The 21,283-nt window shown below is 48.1% G+C and carries 14 protein-coding genes; 8 read left to right on the forward strand and 6 right to left on the reverse strand.

From position 1 onward, the window contains the following. The coding region (locus tag QUA44_RS16065) for a hypothetical protein (protein ID WP_333252333.1) at nucleotides 1–319 on the forward strand (319 nt) is incomplete at its 5' end. Nucleotides 320–556: 237 nt separating this feature from the next. Here QUA44_RS16065 and QUA44_RS16070 read toward each other — a convergent pair. From QUA44_RS16070 to QUA44_RS16090, 5 genes are all read right to left on the reverse strand, one after another. After that, nucleotides 557–1,327 (reverse strand): ribonuclease HII, encoded by a 771-nt coding sequence (locus QUA44_RS16070; RefSeq protein ID WP_333252332.1) that lies wholly within the window; start codon nucleotides 1,325–1,327, stop codon nucleotides 557–559. 2 nt (nucleotides 1,328–1,329) lie between these two features. Continuing rightward, the gene (locus QUA44_RS16075) at nucleotides 1,330–3,648 is read right to left on the reverse strand and encodes an Rne/Rng family ribonuclease (RefSeq protein ID WP_333252331.1); all 2,319 of its coding nucleotides are present in this window, start codon (nucleotides 3,646–3,648) and stop codon (nucleotides 1,330–1,332) included. A 401-nt stretch (nucleotides 3,649–4,049) separates the two neighbouring features. Continuing rightward, a complete protein-coding gene (locus QUA44_RS16080; RefSeq protein ID WP_333252330.1) occupies nucleotides 4,050–4,178 on the reverse strand; it encodes a hypothetical protein in 129 nt (42 codons plus the stop codon). A gap of 528 nt (nucleotides 4,179–4,706) precedes the next feature. Further along, nucleotides 4,707–7,580, reverse strand: a complete 2,874-nt coding sequence (locus QUA44_RS16085; RefSeq protein WP_333252329.1) for a TIGR03960 family B12-binding radical SAM protein — start codon at nucleotides 7,578–7,580, stop codon at nucleotides 4,707–4,709. Nucleotides 7,581–7,799: 219 nt separating this feature from the next. Further along, entirely contained in the window at nucleotides 7,800–8,144 is a 345-nt protein-coding gene (locus QUA44_RS16090) for an STAS domain-containing protein (RefSeq protein WP_333252328.1), read from the reverse strand. A gap of 384 nt (nucleotides 8,145–8,528) precedes the next feature. Here QUA44_RS16090 and QUA44_RS16095 point away from each other — a divergent pair, with 384 nt between their 5' ends. Then, complete coding sequence (locus QUA44_RS16095; RefSeq protein WP_015176637.1) at nucleotides 8,529–8,726, forward strand: hypothetical protein; 198 nt, start codon at nucleotides 8,529–8,531, stop codon at nucleotides 8,724–8,726. A gap of 1,004 nt (nucleotides 8,727–9,730) precedes the next feature. Here QUA44_RS16095 and QUA44_RS16100 read toward each other — a convergent pair. After that, complete coding sequence (locus QUA44_RS16100; protein ID WP_333252327.1) at nucleotides 9,731–12,559, reverse strand: PAS domain S-box protein; 2,829 nt, start codon at nucleotides 12,557–12,559, stop codon at nucleotides 9,731–9,733. A 1,255-nt stretch (nucleotides 12,560–13,814) separates the two neighbouring features. On the opposite strand from QUA44_RS16100, the gene QUA44_RS16105 reads away from it, so the two are divergent. The 6 genes from QUA44_RS16105 (at nucleotide 13,815) to QUA44_RS16130 (ending at nucleotide 21,002) form a co-directional block, all read left to right on the forward strand. Further along, a complete protein-coding gene (locus QUA44_RS16105; protein ID WP_333252326.1) occupies nucleotides 13,815–15,029 on the forward strand; it encodes a transposase in 1,215 nt (404 codons plus the stop codon). A gap of 97 nt (nucleotides 15,030–15,126) precedes the next feature. Continuing rightward, nucleotides 15,127–15,852 carry a DUF502 domain-containing protein gene (locus tag QUA44_RS16110; protein ID WP_333252325.1) on the forward strand — a complete coding sequence of 242 codons (726 nt, stop codon included), beginning with the start codon at nucleotides 15,127–15,129 and terminating at the stop codon, nucleotides 15,850–15,852. A 339-nt stretch (nucleotides 15,853–16,191) separates the two neighbouring features. Continuing rightward, nucleotides 16,192–16,824, forward strand: a complete 633-nt coding sequence (gene nusB / locus QUA44_RS16115; RefSeq protein ID WP_333252324.1) for a transcription antitermination factor NusB — start codon at nucleotides 16,192–16,194, stop codon at nucleotides 16,822–16,824. A 122-nt stretch (nucleotides 16,825–16,946) separates the two neighbouring features. Beyond that, nucleotides 16,947–18,707, forward strand: a complete 1,761-nt coding sequence (gene ftsY / locus QUA44_RS16120; protein ID WP_333252323.1) for a signal recognition particle-docking protein FtsY — start codon at nucleotides 16,947–16,949, stop codon at nucleotides 18,705–18,707. Between the two features lie 578 nt (nucleotides 18,708–19,285). Beyond that, nucleotides 19,286–20,773: a PP2C family protein-serine/threonine phosphatase gene (locus QUA44_RS16125; RefSeq protein WP_333252322.1), complete on the forward strand. Its 1,488-nt coding sequence runs from the start codon at nucleotides 19,286–19,288 to the stop codon at nucleotides 20,771–20,773. Continuing rightward, the gene (locus tag QUA44_RS16130) at nucleotides 20,763–21,002 is read left to right on the forward strand and encodes a hypothetical protein (protein WP_333252321.1); all 240 of its coding nucleotides are present in this window, start codon (nucleotides 20,763–20,765) and stop codon (nucleotides 21,000–21,002) included. The genes QUA44_RS16125 and QUA44_RS16130 overlap by 11 nt, the downstream gene beginning before the upstream one ends. The last annotated feature ends 281 nt before the right edge of the window (nucleotides 21,003–21,283 follow it).

A 21,283-nucleotide genomic window follows, 5' to 3' on the forward strand; every position in this document is an offset into this window, starting at 1 on the left:
CTGGTGGCGACAAAACAGAGATAAGTTCGACTGGTTGATCCAAGAATCCCCTCGCCTCGATAGCAGGGGAGTGTCAAATAATGCAAGAAGCCAGAAGAGAGGAAACACCCATGAAGGAGGGCAATGCCAGCAAGAGAAATCCGCTCTCTTGAGAAGCAACTCAATTTTTGCTCCCGGTGTCGGCGTCTTTGGGTTGCCACTTAGGATTTTCGACTTTCCTGGCGACCACAGTCACGACATTTATGGTGAAAGTTTTCCGCGACGAGTCATTCCATTTTTCATCACATCGTCAGAACCACAAGTGGGACAAATCAGATAGGGTTTCATCATGAGACTCCTCAAAAGATTGGCATAGAGCTATTATCCTCTATCCTTTACATAAAAGCACTACCAAAGATTCTATAGATGCTACCGGAGGCTGAAGCGGTAAGGTGGGCATTGTGCATCCTACAGAATTGAATTTATACACCCAGGACTATTAATCTGAAATTCTTGGTTTTTCAAATTTTATATACTCGCGCTGGAATTAGCTAAGTTTTCCACCGCTATTTTAAGATTATCGGCAAGGACTAAATGACACCCGATGAAAGACAGACACACCGCAACGTTCTAAAGCCAATTTATGTTTTTTTGTGCCATATCCTTTGTTGTTTGTCAAGTCATATTCGGGATACTTAACAGCCATCCGCAAGATTAATTCATCGCGCCAAACTTTGGCGACAATGCTAGCGGCGGCAATCTGAATCGATCGCGCATCACCCTTGATCATCGTCTCTTGCTCGATCGCCAAATTGGGAATCCTTTGATTCCCATCAACCAAACACAAATCAGGAGTAACCTTCAACTTCAAAATCGCCCGTTTCATCGCCAACAAAGAAGCCTGCAAAATATTGAGGCGATCGATCTCCCGCACCGAAGCCGCACCAATTTGACAGTCAACCGCCACAGCCCGGATTTTTATAGCTAACCGACTTCGGGCTGTGGCACTCAACTGCTTGCTGTCGCGCACCCCGCAACTTACCAATTCATCGAGAACCTCGTCGGGCAAAATGCAGGCCGCAGCCACCACCGGCCCGAACAAAGCTCCTCTTCCTACTTCATCTACACCTGCAATTATTCGAGGGAGAGAGGGAGATGGGGAGATGGGGGGAGAGGGAGATGGGGAGAGGGGGAGAGAGGGAGATGGGGAGAGGGGGAGATGGAAAGATGGGAAGAGAGTAAAAATTTCTAGTTCTTCCTTTTTCCCTTTTTCTTCTTCCCTCTTCCTTTTTCCCTCTTCCTTTTTCCCTCTTCCTTCTTCCTTCTTCCTTCTTCCCTCTTCCTTCATAATTATTCGTCCAAAAGGGCAGATGAGCGACGGCGGCGACGGCGGTTGATAGCAGGTTCTTCGGGTTCGCTCGATTCGATCGGCTCATTGAGTTCGATCGGCTCATTGAGTTCGATCGGCTCATTGAGTTCGATCGGCTCATTGAGTTCGATCGGCTCATAGGATTCGATCGGCTCATAGGATTCATCCATCACATCGCTGGGTTCCTCCATCTGATCAAAATCATCAGTTTCGTCGATCAAACTCTCGCCATAAATTTGGGCATCATCATCATCATCATCATCATCATCCTCAGAAAAAACAGGCTCAACTACCGACCTTTCTGGATAATAATCCCGTTCCTCAACATTCTGTGGAGGCGTCGTCGCTTCAAATTCAAATTCGAGCTGCTCGAAAGGCTGCTTGTTCGGGGCCGCTCCCGGGAGAGTCACCGAAACGATCGCATTCTTAGGATTTTTCACGCTGCGATCAGTAAGCACCAAAGGAGAAACCCCCATCAGAGCATAAACATCCTGCTCCTCCGCCGTCATTTCCACCGAAATCACCTCTGGAGGCTCCACCATCGGCTTCATCAACTCAGACTTAGCCGGACGCACGCGATCGAAATCCTCGCGCCTGCCAACAGTCGCCATATTCACCAGCCCGAAGCCCTCCGAAGCCGCCCGGATGCCCGGGGGTGCCAAATACTCAGAGCGCGTATCCGCGACGGGCGCACTCGAAGTATTCGGCAGCCGCAACTTGCTGCGTACCGGTTCCTCCTCCGCCGGGAGAGCAAAAGGCTCTTCGCCAATCCGGCGGCGACGGCGGCGTCTAGTTCCGTTCCCCAAATCCTGATAGCTGGGATGGTTGAGCAAGTCCAAAGATGAGGCGTTGCTGCCAGTCTCAAAATCCAAACTTTCGCTTTGAGGTTCCCAAGCAGCCCGAGCAGGTTCGGGGGGGCGTTCTTCCCGCACTGGTGCGGGAGTTGCAGCCGCCACAGGCGTCAAGCTGCGGCGTTCCAATCCTTCTGGCAAATTCAACATAACGCGGTTCGACGTAGCAACGGTGCGATCGCCCGATTCCCGCACCGCTGCGGCGAAGTCTTCTTCCCCAGGGAGTTGCACCAGATGACCCAACCCGCTGCAAGTAGGGCAACTGTGGCCGAACAACTCGTAAATATTTTGACCTTGGCGCTTGCGGGTGAGTTCTACCAGTCCCAATTCCGACAGTTGAGCGATTTGCGGCCGAGCCTTGTCAGCTTTGAGAGCTTTATTGAAATGTTCCAGCACCTGCAACTGATCGCGGCGGGATTCCATGTCAATAAAGTCAACAATAATCACCCCGGCAATATTCCGCAACCGCAGTTGTCTAGCAATTTCCGTGGCTGCTTCGCAATTTGTCCAGAGTACAGTTTCCCGAGCCGTCGCCGATCGAGTAAACGAGCCAGAGTTGACATCGATCACCGTCAGCGCCTCAGTCGGCTCTATAATCACATAACCACCCGAAGGCAAATCAACCCTTGGTCTGAGGGCTTCTCGAATCGCAGCGTTAACGCGGAAAAATTCTAAAATCGAGGCGCGCTCTCGGTGGTGGTCGATCAAAACTCCCGCAGGAAGTTTACCGCCGTTCCAGCTCATCAACTGCTGCTTCACCCGCTTAATTCCATTTTGCGAGTCCACCACAATCCGATTCACGTCACCGCTGAACATATCTCGGAGCACCCGCTGGATAAAATCGTCATCCCGGTTGAGCAGTGCCGGCGCCCGCGAAGTACCGCCTTCGAGTTGAACGGCTTCCCACTGTTTTTGGAGGACTTCCAAATCTTCCATGATCGCTTCTTCCGTCATCCCTTCAGCTTCAGTGCGTACCAGCAGCCCCATCCCGGCCGGTTTCACCAAAATAGCCAGGGCTCTGAGGCGGTTGCGCTCGGCTTCCGACTTGATCCGCCGCGAGAGATTGACTCCCCTGCCGTAGGGCATCAGTACCAAATAGCGGCCCGGCAGGGTAATGTTGCCTGTCAGCCGGGGGCCTTTGCTGCCCGTCGGTTCTTTCATTACCTGTACCACCACTTTCTGCTGGGGGGTCAGGAGTTCTGTAATTGCTCCTGCCGAGCGTTTAAGGCGCAGCGGGCCGAGGTCTGTGACGTGCATGAACCCGTTACGTTCTGGATCGCCAATATTGACGAATGCCGCATCTATCCCAGGGAGTACATTTTCAACAATTCCCAAGTAAATGTCACTGACTTGGTGGCTGCCTGTGGCTACCACAAGTTCTTGGATTTGATCTTCTGAAAAGACGGCAGCAATGCGATGCTGCTCTGCTATAACTATCTGCTTTGTCATTCAATTTCCTCAAAAAACTGGCAGCAAGTTAGAGACACTTACGCACTCATAGTGCCTCTGACTTAGACTGTAATTAGTAGTAGCTTGAAGAGTTATTAGCTGTGAGTTGGTGCAGGGTGGAAGGAAAGTTAACTGTTGACCGTTCACTGTTAACTGTTGACTGTTCACTGTTAACTGTTACAGATAAAGTAGTTAAACCCGCCCGTACATAGTTATGAGTTATGCTCAGCAGATAAATCTGAGAGATAGAAATAAGGAGGCTTTTATCGAGTTAGCAATATTGAGATTTGAGTTGAGAATTGCGAAATCAATACTCAAAATTCAACACTTACAACTCTTCCTTTGAACTCAGCGAATAAATTCATTGACACCGTACCAATTTCTTAACACACAACTTAACACTACGAACTGATAACTCCGCTTGCGTGTTGTTTGAGGGCTGGTTTTGAGCGAAAGTAAGTAGGAGTGAAAGCGCCTAGACTTTTGTTGAATTCTTGCGCGATCGCACTCAACACACCCCAGATTGGCATTTGACTGCAACCTCCGCCCCTGCCAACCCTAAAACCTCGTCAGTCGATTTTAGATTTTAGATCTTAGATTTTAGATTTTAGATTTACAAGGGCAGATGAATCTGGGAGCTTGAACTATGGTCTAAAATCTAAAATTTTTGGTTCTCCACGACTTAAGTCGGGGGCTTATCTCCGTTTTTTGACGGGTCAAAAACATCTATTGTTGAATACCTGCTCTGGGGCTTGAACCGTGAGATTTTTGAGTAAGCCGACGATCGACAACCAGTCGATCGGTCGAAATTAATCGCTAAATTTGGTTCATGCCCCGCTCCTGCCGGTTTGACGCTAGATTTAGCCCGTGAATGTACAAAAAGGCTTGAAATCTTGAACAGAAGCAATTTGCACCCAGCCCGCGTTGCTGGTTGACTATTAGCGACGAGCGACTAAAGCGCTCAAGCCACCGCAGCTTCCATAACAAGCAATTATAGCGTAAGCGACACATCCCGATCGAGAGCCGAAGGTGAAATATTCCACCACGGCTTCCCTATCTTAACCATAACCTAGGATTAGCTGACTACGCTCAACCTGCAGAAGCTGAATTTCCTGCTGGCTGACTTGTTCGAGCATGAAAACAATATGTTCTGGCTTTAGCAAGTTGCCGTCGCTGCGACAACTGCCGGTAAAACGCAAGACGGCTCTACCTTCGGATGTAGCACTCCTAGCAGAGGTGCTGCTGTCTGGTTTCTGCTCTACAAGTTCTAGTTTGTGCAGCCGATCGCGCAAATTGACATTCTGCGTCTTTCCCGACTTAGTAGTATGCACCCGCCAAAAAGCCTCGGTTTCGGCGATCGTCTTGACCCAATCTTCCCAGTTAGCATTATCCGCGACGCAGACAGGAGCAGAATTTTCCCGGTCACATTCGCCATTTTCTGCCACCACACCCGCTACAGCAACAGTAATCAGGTACTCCGCTGCTTCCAACAACTGGTTAGCAGAAGGAGCCTTAAGATCGATCGGCTCAACCTTGTAAATCGGAATATTTTCCGGCAGCTTAGCGGCCAACTTTTCCCGAAAACTCTCAATATCGATCGACTCAGTGAGCTCAAAGTCGGCAATTTCCCCAGTGCTGGTAACGCCCAGAGGCAGAGCATTTGCCAGAGAAATCCGAGGATTCGGGTGAAAGCCACCGGTAAACGAAATCGGCAAATCGGCCCTGCGGACAACTCGATCAAGCAATCGGATCAAATCCAAATGACCAACCAAAGCCATATCGCCCACCTTTCCAAACCAAACCCGAAAACGCTGTTTCCGCTCGGTATTCGGCACAAACTCCCCAGCAAACTCAGGAATTGGCAGCGCATCCACAACCACATTGTGTCCGAAATCCGTGCCACAAACCCCGCAGCGCGAACACCCTTCAAAGGAACAGTCGGGAACCGTCGCTGCTTCTAAAGCCTTTTGCAAGTCAATTTTAAGCCAGTTTTTGTCTATTCCCGTATCTAAGTGATCCCAAGGCAGGGCCTGATCAAGAGAGAGGGGGGGAAGGGGAGAGGGGGAGAGGGGGAGAGGGGGGGAAGGGGAGAGGGGGAGAGTGGGAGATGTGGGAAAATCTTCCTTATTCATTCTTCCGACTTCCATCCGACTTCCATCCGTTACATCCGTTACATCCGTTACAGAATCCGTTGCCGAACTTCCTTCTTCCTTCTCCTCTTCCTTCTCCTCTTCCTTCTCCTCTTCCTTGTCAAACAGATTCCACTCGCCGCTTTCAACTTGGCGGTATTTCCAGGTAAGGCCCGACTCATCTATCGCCTGAGTCCAAGCTTTGTAAGCCTGATCCAAGCTTTCCCACCACGCATCCATACCCGCGCCAAGTTCCCAAGCGCGGCGGACTACAGCGCCCAAACGTCGATCGCCCCTTCCGACAAAATCCTCCATTGCCGAAATCCGCACATCAGTGTAATTCACCTTGACGCCGCGCATCCCCCGAAATTCTCCCTTGAGCAGTCTTTGCTTGCGGGAAAACTCAGCAGTAGAAACCGAGTGCCACTGAAAAGGAGTGTGAGGCTTAGGCGTAAAATTTGAAATTGTCAAGTTAAAATTCAGTCCCCGCCGGCCCTGTAGCCTGCATTCCCTGTGCAGCCAGCGAACCGTTTCGGCAATGCCCAGCACATCAAAATCTGTTTCTCCGGGCAAACCGATCATAAAATACAGCTTGATTTTATCCCAGCCGCGATCGACCGCAGTTTTGACACCCCGGAGCAATTCTTCATTCGTCAAACCTTTGTTAACGATGTCGCGCATCCGCTGCGTACCAGCTTCCGGCGCAAAAGTCAAACCGCCTTGTCGCGTACCGCCGAGAATGTCGGCAATATTATCGTCAAATCTGTCAACCCGCTGGCTGGGTAGAGACAGAGAAATATTTTTATCTTTCAGGCGATTTTTGATTTCCATCCCGACTGCTGGGAGTGCCAGATAGTCGGAACAACTCAGGGAAAGCAGGGAAAACTCGCTGTGCCCGGTGGCTTTCATGCCTTCTTCGATCGCCTCTACGACTTGCTGCGGTTCGACATCGCGCGCGGGGCGAGTCAGCATTCCCGGCTGACAGAAGCGACACCCGCGGGTGCATCCCCGGCGGATTTCTACTGTCAGTCTGTCGTGTACTGTCTGGACGTAGGGAACCAGGCCGATCGAATAAGCTGGTATGGGAGTCGCCACGCGGCGCAGAATTCGTTCTGGAACTTGCGGGCGATTGGGATGAACAGAACCGTCGGCCGCCATATCGTAGAATTGCGGGACATAAACGCCGGGAATTTGCGCTAAATCCAGCAGCAATGCTTCTCGGCTCAAATTATTAGCTTTGCCTTCTGCCAAAATCAAGCCAATTTCTGGCAGCAACTCTTCTCCATCTCCCAAAGCGATGAAGTCAAAAAAGTCCGCGTAGGGTTCGGGATTGGAAGTTGCTGTTTGCCCGCCAGCAAAAATCAGCGGCAAATCTGCGCCATTTTGGGCATTTGTCGCTCTTTCTTTCCAAGTTAGGGGAATGCCGGCTAAATCCAGCATTTCCAGAATGTTTGTTGCTCCGAGTTCGTAGCTGAGGCTGAAGCCCAGAATATCAAATTCTGTGAGCGATCGCCTGGATTCTACTGCAAACAGGGGAGTTTGAGTCGATCGCAGTTTTGCTGCCAAGTCTGGTGCGGGCAAATAAGCTCGATCGCACAACTGTCTCGGCCCTGCGTTCAAAATATTGTAAAGGATGATGTGCCCCAGATTGGAAGCACCAACTTCATACACTTCTGGGTAAGTGAGCACCCAGCGCACAGACGCTGCATCCCAAGGCTTGTGTGCAGCCCCCAACTCGTTTCCCAGATAACGAGCAGGCTGATTAATTTCTGCTGTAAGTAATTCTTCGACTTTTACTGCCACGGCTCGACTCGCTCTCATATTTGCGACTCTTAAGCAGCCTACCTTAAAATCTGCCAACACGCCAACGACAGTCAGTCGATTTTAGATTGAAGAATTGAAGAATTGAAGAATTGACTTGCAGCATTGAATCCAAGGAGCAGGAACAAAAGTCTAAAATTTTGGGAGCACCCATTCGCTCGGAGGGCAAGCTGTCAACTGTCAACTGTCAACTGTCAACTGTCAACTGAAACAGGAGTTTTCGGCCTCAAAGCTATCGACATTTTCAAATATCTCAAACACTCGATCGAGTTGGCTGAGTTCCAGAACCATCCTAATCCCGGCGGAAACTGAGCAAAGACTAAACCTGCGCCCCATTTTTTTCGCCTGCTTCAGGCCGGAAACCAATGCCATCAAACCGGCACTGTCAATAAATGTGACTCCGCCCAAATCTACAAGTAGCGCTACAACCCCAGGGGCTGCAATTGCTGTCGTTAGTTGTACGTCGAATTCTCCGCAGGTGGCTGCATTCAGGTAGTCTAGGGGTCGAATCACCGTAATTGGTTTCTGGGCAAGAAGTGTCTGCATATTTCAAACCTATGGTTGCTGTGTATTTTCAACTACTGTGCTAGAAGGTTGTAAGCCTAAACCTACTTGATAACACTGAGCCTAACTTGCTCGGAGGGAAACCGACCAGTTGTTTTCAGTAATTTTACTGAATCTTTATTTATTGACTCTTTTTTATGAAATTTTGCGTAAGATTTGGGCAGGAAACGTAAGCTACTATACTATTTTTTATTAATGCCAGCAGGCGCAAGTCTTGGTAACTCTAAAAATTGCGATCGACTTTGCCCTAGCTGTTAGATAAAACTGAACAATGTAATTTAAATCACTTATTAGTTCTGATCTAGATCACCTGTTTGATCGACACTTCAGAGGAAAATTAAACTGTACGGAGTTCTCCGACTTACTATGCAAGCAACTCATGCTATTCGTCAACTTGTAGAAAAAGCCCTCTACATTAAGCAGTTGACGCCTGACATTGAAAACGAAATCAACTACGAGCTCACCCGTTTGGGGTACATCTCGGATATTGATTATGAGGCTTTAGAGTTATTAATGGATGAAATGGATGCCGGCCGGGTGCAATTGGTATCTAGTCGTCGATAGTTGGAAGCGGGCGACGAGTCCACATCCCAGAACAAAAAAATCCTTGCAGGGCGGGCAATAGAGGAGTGTTAGAAGCATTTACGCCGGCCGAATATTTTTCTAATGAAGCATCTTGTTGCTGAACTTGATATTTGAGGAAATAGTGTTGGGGGCGATCGGCCCTGCACCTGTGCTCAAAAGCTAAAAACTTTGACTTAAATTAAATTTATATCTTTTGGGGTATGACAAATTAGGTTGATTGTAGCTAAGAGTCATGCTTAATAGACCTCTTGCAAAAATAATTAGGACGCTGCTCAAAGCCATCCCACAAAATTTTTTTTCTTGTGGGATGGCTTTGAGCAGCGTCCGAAAATTTGATTAAAAGGACTTTTGCAATCTTGTCTAATGAAGCAGCTAATTGCTGAACTTGATATTTCAGGAGAGACTGTTAAGGGCGATCGTCCCTGAACCTCATACAATTTTAGATTTTAGATTTGAGAAGTCGGACTACTGATGATTATCATGGTTTGGAACTTGTCTACAGTTGCATTCCTTTTAGAAACTGCTATCAGTATCAAAAACTACACACTGTGACCTAAATTAAATTTATAACTTTTGGGACTTGACAAATTAGCTCTCAGTCTAATTGATAGTAAAAAAAGTTTTTCGGCAGGATTAGGACTAAGGCCAACTGTCACGAATAAAGCTTGAATTTTAAGTATGTAGTTGGGCTTGTACGCTATTTTCTAAGCTAATGATCGTGAATTAAATAATTTGCATAAGCCTGTGGGATGGGCCTGAAAGCCCGTCTATAAGGGACGGGCTTTCAGGCCCATCCCACAAGAACAATCACGCATTGCAGGTTATTTAATTCTCATTCCTAAGAGCGGACAAGCGCAACTACATATTTTTGTTTAATCGACCAGTTGACCTTAGTCCTAAGAATTATTATCCGATCGCTCGAATGCAAGAAAATTGGTTTGTAGTCACGACCTCCGTCCTCAAAGTTTGCAAACGCACTCAATCTAAAATCTAAAATCGTTCGATCGCGCCGCTAAACTTGCCACCACCGCCACCAACTCAGCAGGCTCGATCGGCTTGGGCACGTAAATTTGAAAACCTTGCTGCAGTGCCCGTACCCGTTCCTCTACCCTACCAACCGCCGTGAACGCCAACGCCGGAATTTCCCTGTCCACCACGAGCGATCGCACTTGCCGCAGCAGAGCCTCTCCATCAGGGGCCTGCATCTCGATATCGATCGCCAACACATCCGGATTCAGCCTTTCAATCGCATCCAGGGCAGCCATTCCAGAGGTAGCAGTCTCCACCTGGGCCCCGCAATCTTCGAGCACTGTACAGGCAAAATCCAGGGAATCCGCGTCGAGATCGACCACCAACACCCGTACTCCAGAAAGATTGCTGCTGACAAAAGCCTCCTTTACACGGGCTCGCGCCGGGGTTTGAGGAATCGCCAACTCCCCAAGTCCGGCAACAGACACTCCGCCGTCGCAATGATGCTGTTGAATTGGCAATTTCACTAAAAACCTCGAGCCTTTTCCCTTCCCGGCCGATTCAGCTTGCACCGTCCCCCCGTGCATTTCCACAAAATGCCGCACTAGGGCCAAACCCAAACCCAATCCGTTGTACGATCGCCTTATAGAGCTGTCAGCTTGGCTGAACCGATCGAAAACGTGCGGTAAAAACTCTTCTGAAATCCCTTGTCCCGTGTCGCTGACCTCAATTTCCACACTAGCGAGCGACAATTTTTTACAGCAAGCGGATTCCTCGCGGGCAAAAGTCCTCTCCATCTTCCGCACCCCCACCCTCACCTGTCCGCCATCGGGAGTAAACTTAATCGCATTCGACAGCAAATTCCACGCTACCTGCTGCAAGCGACCGGAATCGCCCAAAATCCGCCCCGCAGTTGGGTCGAAATCCGTCACAATTTCAATATTTTTGGCAGCAATCGCGGGCGCGAGAGTATCGATCGCAGCCTCAACAGTCGAAATCACATCCACCCACCGCAAATTCAGCGACAGTTTCCCGGTAATAATCTGCGACACGTCCAGCAAATCCTCGATCAGAGTTGCCAGCGAGCGTGTATTGCGATCGATCGTTTCCAGAGCCCGAACAGTCGTTTTTTCGTCAAACTTGCGGTTTCGCAGCAGTTGTGCCCATCCCAGCATCGCATTCAGCGGCGTCCGCAATTCATGGGACAAAGTTCCCAGAAACTCGTCTTTAATTCGGTTCGCCCGCGCCAATTCCTCGGCTCGATCATGCAGTTCTCTTTCCAACTGCTTGCCAACCGTCAAATCGAGAATAAAAGCCACAGATTCTTGCCGCTTTTGGGCGAGCAAAACATATCCGATCAACACCGGAATCCGGCTGCCGTCTCTCCTCCAGAATTCCTTTTCGTAGGGAGTGCAAACCCCCGTTGCTTGTGCCTCTGCCATCCCGTTCTTGTCGATAGACTGGTACTCCGGCGGCGTGATCTCAATCGAGTTTAATTCACCGCGCTGCAACTGTTCCCGCGTGTAACCAACTATCCGCAAAAATTCATCGTTGGCCTCCATGATACCGCCGTTGACATCCCCGAAGATAATTCCCATCAAGTTAGCTTCGGCTAACATTCTCAGCTTTTCTTCGCTAGCTTGGAGTGCAGCTTCTGTTTGCTTGTGATCGCTAACGTCTTGGATGTAAGCCGACAAACCAGAATCGGAAGGATAAAAACGCACCTTCAACCACTTATTCCATAACGGCACGAATTCTTCATACTCCACCGTTACCTTTTCTGCTAATGCTTTGGTAGCGATTTTGTACAACGGTAAATCGACGGCCCAGGGAAATATATCCCCAAAATTTTTACCGATCAACTCGGCTTTTGGTCTGCCTAACAGCTCAATCGCTTTCTGGTTAACATAGGTATAGTTCCAATTTAAATCAACAGCTATAAAAGCATCGGTAATGCTTTCTAGAATGTTAGTAATTTGATCGTTTGCCGATTGCAGCGCTTGAGCAGTTTCTTCTGCTTGGAACCTCGCTGCTTGTTCGCGGGACAAAGCGGCAGCGCGTTCTTGTTCTGCCTGTTTTCGATCGCTAATATCGATGTAAGAACCGATGTAACCTGCCAAAGTGCGATCGGGCCTGTACCGGGGTACGCCTGTACCCAAAACCCAGCGGTATTCCCCGTCATAGCGTCTCAGGCGGCATTCGAGCCGGTACTCGCTGCCAGCTTTGAAGGCTTTTTGGTAAATATCCAGAGATTCTGGCAAGTCATCTGGGTGCAAGTTTTCCATCCAACCCGTGCCCATTTCTTGCGCCAAAGTTCTACCGGTAAACTCCAGCCAAACTTTGTTAAAGTAATCGCCAAGTTGGTCAGTGTCCGACATCCAAATCATCACCGGCGCGGTATCTGCCATAATCCGAAATCGAGCTTCGCTTTCCTGCTGCTGTGCTTCGGCTTGCTTGCGCTCGCTCCGTTCTTGAACTTCCCGCAGTGCTCGCTGAATTGACGGCACCAAGCGCATCAAACCGCGTTTGAGAACATAATCAGTAGCGCCGCTTTTCAAAGTTTCGATTGCCACTTCCTCGCCCAAAGTAGCCGACACAAAAATAAACGGCACTTCCGGACAAGTAGCGCGGGCGATTTCCAGTGCAGCTATCCCGTTAAAACAAGGCAGCATATAATCTGCCAAAATAATGTCAAAACGTTGTTTTTCGAGCGCCGTGGCAAAGTCTTCGCGAGTTTCCACACACACCAGAGAAAATTGGAGTCCGCCATCCATTAGATATGCCTCAATCAGTTCGGCATCTAGGGGACTGTCTTCTACTAAGAGGATACTGAGCGTTTTCACAAAAATTCCTTTTACTTAAATATTAATTATCGGATACAAAATTTGACGGGCTGCGGCTTTAAGTAAAGCCCAAAAAAAAGTTTTGCGTTTTGAATGGCATAAAAAAATGTAAAAATCAATTGGTTTCATGAGTTGAGCATTCAGATCTCAATCCTAACTTCTAATCAAGTCTATTGCTGCTTGCCGCGAGGTGAATCCCCGCTTTGACTTGATTGGCTAGTACACTTGTTTTTCCTTAACTGTCGTCGGCTTCCAAGGAATCGGCACCGCTGGAGTCTTGCTTCTATGCAGCAGTTCAGCTATACGCTGTTAGTCATTTAAATTTCTTGCCTGAACCCCTTACAGTATGGGGTATAGACCACAAATAATGCAGTTTAAATGTGGAACAGCTTACGCTGTTGAACAAATAGTTTCGCGCTTCTGGCTAGAAACAACTAGATATGTAGTAATTTATCTCGCTTGCTACTAACTACTGCTACCTCGTTTGGCAGATTATTTTTTTTGTAGTGATGCCCGAGTTAATTCTATATTGCTTTGCCGCTCCTCTCAAGCTCGAATTCGCTTGAATTCTGCCCTTATTTCCTGAATATCGATCAATCGTGTCAAAAAAAGTCAAAGTTGCTGGTATGTCTGCTTTACTTTTTGCCGGATTTGCCTATCATGCAACACTTGCATGGTAGGCAACTGTTGCCTTGTTTATCGCTGTCGCTCATCAAAAATCACCGTCAATATAGTAAAGAATAGTCACAGTGCATCTATCCAGAGATATATTTTTGCATAGACACTGCACTCAACCTGCATAGGTTCCGCTGAATTCTGTAGAACGAAGTGCCACCCAGCCGAAAATCTGAGAAAGCTTGATCGACCAATTAATTTCCTATACAAATCACAAAAAATTTCCTCTGGACTCGCTACACTTGCACCCCAGGCATCCTCTGACCGATCGGCTTATTGCTTGAACCCGACCCAAACTGTCTTAAAATATACAATAGGGTCAGCGGCTGTACAGCCTGCATATATTAAAAGCAAGCGCCAACTTGCAATAATTCTTTAAAATATAGGTACAGCACCGCCGATCCCTAACTCTTCCCTGTCAGAAGGGCCGGGTTTAGCAGAATTGAAGACGATCGTCTATGGTGACTGGGAATTTGGGTGCAAGCCCCGTCCTTTTAGGACGGCTTTAATTACACTTCTTGAAAAAGCGTTCCTACGTTCGGTCATGGTTGTGGTAGAATCAGGTAGGAGGATAGAGCAAATGTTTCATTTAGTCTACGAATTCAAACTCAAACCAACGGCAGGACAAATAGCAATCTTTGAAGATTGGCTAGAACAATGCCGTCGCGTATACAACTACGCATTGGCAGAACGTAAACATTGGTTTGAGTCTCGTAGTTGTCGAATTAACGCTTGCTCTATCCGATCTGAGTTCATCATTCGGGCCGAAACAAAACGACCAACTTATGCAAGCCAGTGCAAAAGTTTAACTACGGCTAGGGCAAACATACCCACTTTGGCTGCCGTCCAAGTACACGTCCTACAGCAAACACTGAAAAGGCTTGAAAAAGCGTTTGTGAGTATGTGGGAACAAAAACACGGTTTCCCCCGCTTTAAGAAAGCAAGAAGAATGCGATCGTTTGTGTTCCCACAATTGGGGGTTAACCCCGTCCAAAATCAAGCGGTGAAGCTCCCTAAAATTGGTTTGGTTAAGTTTCATCAATCACGGACTATCCCTGATGGTGCAACGATTAAGCAAGCAAGGATAGTCCGTAGGGTTAGCGGTTGGTACGTGATGTTAACCCTACAATGGGACGTTTCAGTACCCAATCTAATGCCCCACGGTGAAGGTATCGGAATTGATGTTGGACTAACTAATTTTTTAGCAACTTCTAACGGTCTTTTAGTCAAGCGCCAAAGATTTTTTAAAGACGCAGAACGCAAGCTTAAATTGCTGCAACAACGTGTCTGTCGGAAAAAACTAGGTTCTAACAATTGGCGTAAAGCTCAAAAGAAAGTCGCCAAACTGCATGAATACGTTGCTAACAGTCGGAAGGATTGGCATCGTAAATTATCTCATCAAATCTGTCAAAATGTGGGAATGATTTTCGTTGAGGATCTGAATCTGATAGGGCTGTCTAGGGCGATGCTAGGGAAACATTGCTTAGACGCAAGCTGGGGTCAGTTCTTCACAATCCTAGAGCAAACTTGTTTGAAATATGGCGTGTACTTTCAAAAGGTAAGCGCTCATAAGACGAGTCAAGTTTGCCCCAATTGTCTAGCAGAGACAGGAAAAAAACAGCTTGATGAGCGTACTCATTCATGCTCGAACTGTGGCTATACAACGGACAGAGATGTTGCAGCCGCTCAAGTAGTTCTAATTAGAGGACTTGCAGCCGTAGGGCATACGGTCAAGATGCTTGCCGAGGGTAAATTCATTGGAATCCCTGCGAATCAAGAATCCCCTCGCCTTTAGGCAGGGGTATGTCAATTCCAGTAAAGCCCGTGCAGTTGCTTTAGTCTCAGGTTTATTCAGGTTATTGGCAACCAGTTACGAGGAGATTTGACCCGCCGTGCTCCAACGCATCAAACAAGACTTAAAAAACGACCTGATCGCAGGACTATTGGTAGTGATCCCCTTAGCTACCACCATCTGGCTGACAATTACCGTCGCCAGTTGGGTCATCAATTTTCTCACCAAAATTCCCAAGCAGATCAACCCTTTTGACGGACTCCACCCGATTTTGGTGAATCTGCTAAATCTTTTAGTAGGGCTGGCTGTACCCCTGCTGAGTATCTTACTCATCGGTTTAATGGCCCGCAACATTTTCGGCAAGTGGCTGCTAGACTTTGGCGAACGGGTGTTGCAGGCAATTCCCCTAGCCGGTTCGGTTTACAAAACCCTCAAACAACTGCTGGGAACCATCCTCAACTCAAACGACAAATTTCGCCGCGTGGTGTTAGTGGAATATCCCCGGCGGGGAATCTGGACTTTAGCATTTGTGACCGGTACGATCGAGACTAACGATATCCCGCCTCATCTTTCCGGTGAAACCCCGATCGGCATTTTCATCCCCACCACTCCGAACCCCACTACCGGATGGTACGCTATCGTCCCCGAAGCAGATTTAGTCAATTTGTCAATGTCGATCGAAGATGCTTTTAAAGTCATCATCTCTGGCGGCATCGTCAACCCCAACAACTCAATTGCAGTAACCCCCGAAAATATTAAGGGCAAAACACTCGAACCCTTGGTATCCGAATCAAGATACCAGGCTGTCCCAGTCGAAGAAGACTAGACGAGCAATTGCACTCATTCACAAACTATTCAGGAAATTATCTGCGTTTATCTGTGTTAATCTGCCTTACATCTGCGGTTGACTTATCAATCAAAGACTTATGCAAAAAGTCTACTGAGCCAGCCGACAGCCTTTGGGTAGCGTTGTCTAGATTTCCCTAAGCCGTAAACCTTCCCAATAACAGATAATATTTGTCCAAAACCTGCCCACAAACAATCGTGACCGAGGGCAGGTTTTTTGCGAGTTTTTCTGTTAAAGTCCAAGTCTATGCTTTCAACCAGCACCTAGCAATCTCAACAATTCCTAACTTCCTAAATTCTCAATTCCTATCTAAAAATTATGAAAAAAGCCCGCGAAACAGCACGCGAACTCGCACTCCTCGGCATCAGCCAACTGCCGACGAATCCAGAACTCTTAGAAGCCAAGAAACTGCAAGATGTTCTCATCGCCGCCATCCGTGCCCTGACAACAGAAGTTCAAGAAGCCCTAGAAACAGCAGCATCCGAAGTGCAGCGGAGTAGCGACAAACTGCTTGCCAGCGAAATCCGCGCTGCCGATATACAAAGTGCTAGAACAATGGTGCGGGAAGCAGTCGAACTCACCCAAACCGCAATCAACCGTCTCGGTTCAGCAATGGAGTTTCCAGAACTGATCCAGCTAGCCAACCAGCAAGATGTCCGCACCTATGCTTTGCAAATCCTGACGAAAGTCAGCGCCAACCGTGTTCAAATTGATGAATTGCTCTCGGAAGCGCTGGTAGACTGGCAAATAGAACGCTTAGCCCGGATCGATCGAGATATCATGAGAATCGCGATCGCCGAAATCATCTATCTCGGCTTACCCGAACAAGTCAGCGTCAACGAAGCCGTCCAACTGGCAAAACGCTACAGCGGCGACGAAGGACATCGCTTCATCAACGGAGTCCTCCGCCGAGTAGTCGATAAAATCAACGCAGAAGTTGTTAGTCAGTAGTCCTTAGTCAGCAGTCATTAGTCAGCAGTCATTGGTCATTAGTGATTGGCAATCCGCAATCCGCTCTACACTAAGGACTTAGGACTAATGACTAATAACTACTCTCTATTCCCCAATTTCCTATGGTTTTTAATTGGTTTCGTCGCCAGTACAGCGAAAGCGGATCTTCTGAACCAGAAACTCCCTCCGAACAAACCCCAGATGAGGCGACACAATCCGCACCGGTTGAGCCTCAAACAGATGCAACAGCAGACCAAAGCTCGGACGCTGTAGCCGAAGATTATCTCAATTGGGCAAAAGCTGCTTACAAAAATATTCAAAAACAGCAAAAACCCGAAACAGAAGTTTCCGAGACAGCAGAGGCTGAAGTTCCAGCAGCCGAAGCAGAAATCGCGACAGTTGCAGAAGTTGCAGAACCAGCCATCATTAAAGCAACGGGTGCGATCGAACTTGAACCAGCACCCACAGCACCAACTGTTGCAGAAGTTCCAGAAGTTGCAGCACCAGCAACAGTTGAAGCTACCGAGGTTTCGGAACTCGATGCAGCAACGCCCGCAGAAATTGCAGAAACTCTGCAACCAACAGCCGGGGCGATCAACATTGCACCTATTGCTCAACAATTAGAAGTTACAGCAGAAAATATAGAAATTGCCGAACCTGCAACAGAGGTTGTAGAAACCGAATCACTCGCATCCGACGGCCAAACAGAGGAAGCCCTGCCGTTTTGGGCCAGAGCTCAGGCCGATCGCATGGAGCGCATCGAACGCCTCAAAGAAACCGCAATTGAAGAACCAGACGTAATGGCAGCCGCCGCCGAGAGAGCGGCAATTATCGAAGAAATTCCCGGTTTCGCCTTTGACGAAGGCTTCCTGTGGTCCTCAGAAATCTTAGCCAGTCAAGGCCGCCGGCCAGACCAAGTATCCGTCGAAGAAATCACTTGGCTGCAAAAACTGCGGAAAGGCTTAGAAAGAACGCGCCGCAGCTTAATTAATCGACTAAAGGCGATCGTCGGTCAAGGCCCGCTCAATCAAGACGCGGTAGCCGAAATTGAGACTTTGCTGCTGCAAGCCGATGTCGGAGTCGCAGCCACCGACATCATTATCAGTCGCCTCCAAGAAAGACTCACACAAGAAGTGCTGCCGCCAGAACAGGCTCTAGCCTTCCTCAAAAGCATCCTGCGCGACATTCTCGACGCTCCGACAGCCGAAACCGCCGCCGGCAATCCCGCCTACAGCCTGACATTTGCCCCGGAAAAAGACACCTTTAACATCTGGTTAATCGTAGGAGTTAACGGTGCGGGCAAAACTACGACGATCGGCAAACTAGCCCACATTGCCCAAAAATCCGGCTACAAAACCCTAATTGCAGCCGCCGACACTTTTCGCGCCGCCGCCGTTGAACAGGTAAAAGTTTGGGGTTCCCGCAGCGGCGTTGAAATTATTGCCAACGAGGGGAAAAATACCGATCCGGCTGCAGTCGTGTTTGATGCGATCGCCGCGGCAGGCGCCCGAGGCACAGAACTGCTGATCGTAGACACCGCAGGCCGCCTGCAAAACAAAAAAAATCTGATGGACGAATTAAGTAAAATCCGTCGCATTGTAGATAAGAAAGCCCCCGGCGCTACCGTAGAATCTCTACTGGTCTTGGATGCCACACTGGGTCAAAATGGTTTGCGACAGGCAGAAGTATTCGCAGAATCGGCAAAATTAAGCGGAGTAGTATTGACAAAACTCGACGGTTCTGCTAAAGGTGGTGTTGCCCTAGCAGTAGTGCAGCAGCTTGGTCTGCCAATCCGCTTTATTGGAGTCGGGGAAAGCATCGAAGACTTGCGTCCGTTTTCTAGTTACGAATTTGTGGAAGCCCTACTCGATTTTAGATTTTAGATTTTAGATTTTAGATTGATGAGATATCTGTGGTCGTCCCGATTTTTGGAGGCGGATACAGAGGTTCAAAATCTCAAATCCTTAACCTCAAACTACCATCGCAGGACTTGCGCCGCTCGCCACCCGGTGGCGAGTAAAAACTAAATATCTAGAAACAATACCTTCGTTCTGTTATTACTTGGTTGGGATCAAAGCCCTCGTCATTAGCGTGTCAAATTAAGCTCAAATTTAGTATCAGTCTGCTGTCTGATTACACAGTCTTCCCAATCGCCCTGGCGCCCCCCCCTGATAGTGGGGGGGCAGGAAATATTCATAGTCCCCGCAACGATTCGGGGAGCCGGTGCGGTCGGTTGGGCCCCCCAAGTAAAGCAATCGCCGTGGATTTAGGGGGATATAGACTCAGCTATCAACGAGATTTCTTAAGAATTTCAGACTTAAGTTGATACCCATGTCCGGCGTGCCCAACTTACTTGCTCAAACCAAACTACTTGCTCGAAAAAAAACGGGTTTCTGTTCAAGTAGCCCGTAAGTCCTCAATCCTTCCTTTACCATCTAAGATCGAAAATCACAAATTTAATATGACTGCTGTGCCTTTGCCTCGCCCCTCACCTCAACCTGCTGACCGCCCTCCGGGTCGCAATTCCACCGACGCGACGCCAGTATTTGCCCTCAAAGAACTGGTGGCGCGTTTGCACCGATACCAGCACAACGTTCAAGATATGTTGGGTTCGCTGGGATTTGCCCTGCGAAGCTTTAACAATCTCAACCAATTTTTGGAGTTGGTGCCTTTGGTGGCGACTCGCGTTACTGACGCCGACGGGGGAGCTTTAGTGCTGTTCAAACCCAACGGTCAAGTCAGGTTCCAGCAGTTGCATTGTCAGGAAGGACGGCAGTGCCAAGATATGCGAAAAGCGCTGGAAATAGCCACCAGGCAAGCTACAGCAGGTGCGGGCGCTACTGCTGCATCGTTTTCGGAAACCTCTGGGCAAACTTCTAGTCTAGACCTGCAAGTCGGTCGTTATTTGGGCCAGGATGTTCATTTGTTTGGGGCGCCAATTTTAGTCAACAATTTGGAACGCGGACGGCTTTATGTTTTTAGCAGTGATCCGCAATATCTCTGGACTCCCAGCAGACAGAAATTAGTTCGGTTGGTGGCGGATCAAACCGCCGTGGCTATTTGCAAAGACGAACTTACTGTTAAGTTGGCGGAAAAAGACCGCTTAGACAGAGAGTTAGAAATCGGGGCGGAAATTCAATTGCGGCTGCAACCCCGTAGTTGTCCGAAAATTCCCGGCCTTGACGTGGCCGCCCGCTGCCAAACTGCTAGCAGAGTCGGCGGAGATTATTATGATTTTATTCCCGCTGACTATGACCCGATCGGCAAGGAGAATGAGGGGGAAAACCCCCCATCCCTAATTAAAAATCTTAAGTCCAAAATCGATAAGGGTCGCTGGAGCATCGTGATCGGCGACGTGATGGGCAAGGGAGTGCCGGCGGGCTTGTTGATGACGATGACACGGGGTATGCTGCGGGCGGAGGTTTTGAACCGCCACTCGCCTGCGAGAATTTTGCAACATTTAAACCGGGTTATGCACGCGGATTTGGAAAATTCCCACCGTTTTGTGACTCTGTTTTATTCGGAGTATGACCCGAAAACTCGCGTTTTGTCTTACAGCAATGCTGCTCACCACCCGCCTTTGCTGTGGCAAGCTGCAACTAATTCGATTCTTGGGCTCGATACTTTGGAGGGAATGTTAATTGGCCTGGATGCTGATTCGCATTACCAAGAAGCCCAAATTCAATTGCAGCCAGGAGATACTATTATTTATTACACAGACGGATTTACCGATGCTGCTAATCAAAGGGGCGATCGGTTTGATGAGGATAATTTGACTGCGGCTTTTCAGTTGGCTTGTCAAAATTATCAGCACTCTGAAGAAATTTTGGATTATTTGTTCGATCGGGTTCAGCAGTTTATCGGCATCGGCAACCGGAATGAAGATGACATGACACTGGTTGTACTTAGGGTAACACCTTTAGCAGGAGAAAATCACCATGATAGTTAATTTAATCCCGGAAATTACTGCTGGATTAACCAGTTCGATTAATTGGAACGATGTCGCTCACGTGGTAGTTTTGAAATCTCATTTGAGTTCGACGGTGCTTTTGGGTCAAAGTTACGAAATTTTTACGAATTTCCAGAAAGCTTGGAACAATTTTGTTTCGAGTGGTCAAATAGGAGCTTTTTTTATAGGTATTTTTGTGGGCTGGTTCTTTAAAGGGATTTTTCGTTAGAGTTCTTGTAGAAGAAGGTATCGGTAACGGATTTAAAAATTTGTAGCCCAAACTTCACTTCTTTCTGATGCAGCAAAAGTTTCACAATTTTGTAGTCAAGACTTCAGTTTTTTCGGGTCAAAAGATGTATAAAAACTTTGTAGTCAGGACTTGAGTTTTTTCTTGCAGAATTTGGGATGGAGGACTAAAGTCGCGACTACAAACCGGAGGAAGGCCTAAAGTCTTTCCTACAAACCGGTTTTTATAGACTTCTGCAAGAGAGATATAATCTAGTTTTAGCT

Source organism: Microcoleus sp. N9_A2 (assembly GCF_036701775.1).
Lineage (GTDB): Bacteria > Cyanobacteriota > Cyanobacteriia > Cyanobacteriales > Microcoleaceae > Microcoleus.

Bases quoted from the DNA above. Each gene is read 5' to 3' on its own strand.
- QUA44_RS16090 (WP_333252328.1), bottom strand. From the start codon at position 8,144: ATGCAGACACTTCTTGCCCAGAAACCAATTACGGTGATTCGACCCCTA.
- ftsY (WP_333252323.1), top strand. From the start codon at position 16,947: ATGGTTTTTAATTGGTTTCGTCGCCAGTACAGCGAAAGCGGATCTTCT.
- QUA44_RS16125 (WP_333252322.1), top strand. From the start codon at position 19,286: ATGACTGCTGTGCCTTTGCCTCGCCCCTCACCTCAACCTGCTGACCGC.
- QUA44_RS16070 (WP_333252332.1), bottom strand. From the start codon at position 1,327: ATGAAGGAAGAGGGAAGAAGGAAGAAGGAAGAAGGAAGAGGGAAAAAG.
- QUA44_RS16075 (WP_333252331.1), bottom strand. From the start codon at position 3,648: ATGACAAAGCAGATAGTTATAGCAGAGCAGCATCGCATTGCTGCCGTC.
- nusB (WP_333252324.1), top strand. From the start codon at position 16,192: ATGAAAAAAGCCCGCGAAACAGCACGCGAACTCGCACTCCTCGGCATC.
- QUA44_RS16130 (WP_333252321.1), top strand. From the start codon at position 20,763: ATGATAGTTAATTTAATCCCGGAAATTACTGCTGGATTAACCAGTTCG.
- QUA44_RS16080 (WP_333252330.1), bottom strand. From the start codon at position 4,178: ATGCCAATCTGGGGTGTGTTGAGTGCGATCGCGCAAGAATTCAACAAA.
- QUA44_RS16105 (WP_333252326.1), top strand. From the start codon at position 13,815: ATGTTTCATTTAGTCTACGAATTCAAACTCAAACCAACGGCAGGACAA.
- QUA44_RS16095 (WP_015176637.1), top strand. From the start codon at position 8,529: ATGCAAGCAACTCATGCTATTCGTCAACTTGTAGAAAAAGCCCTCTAC.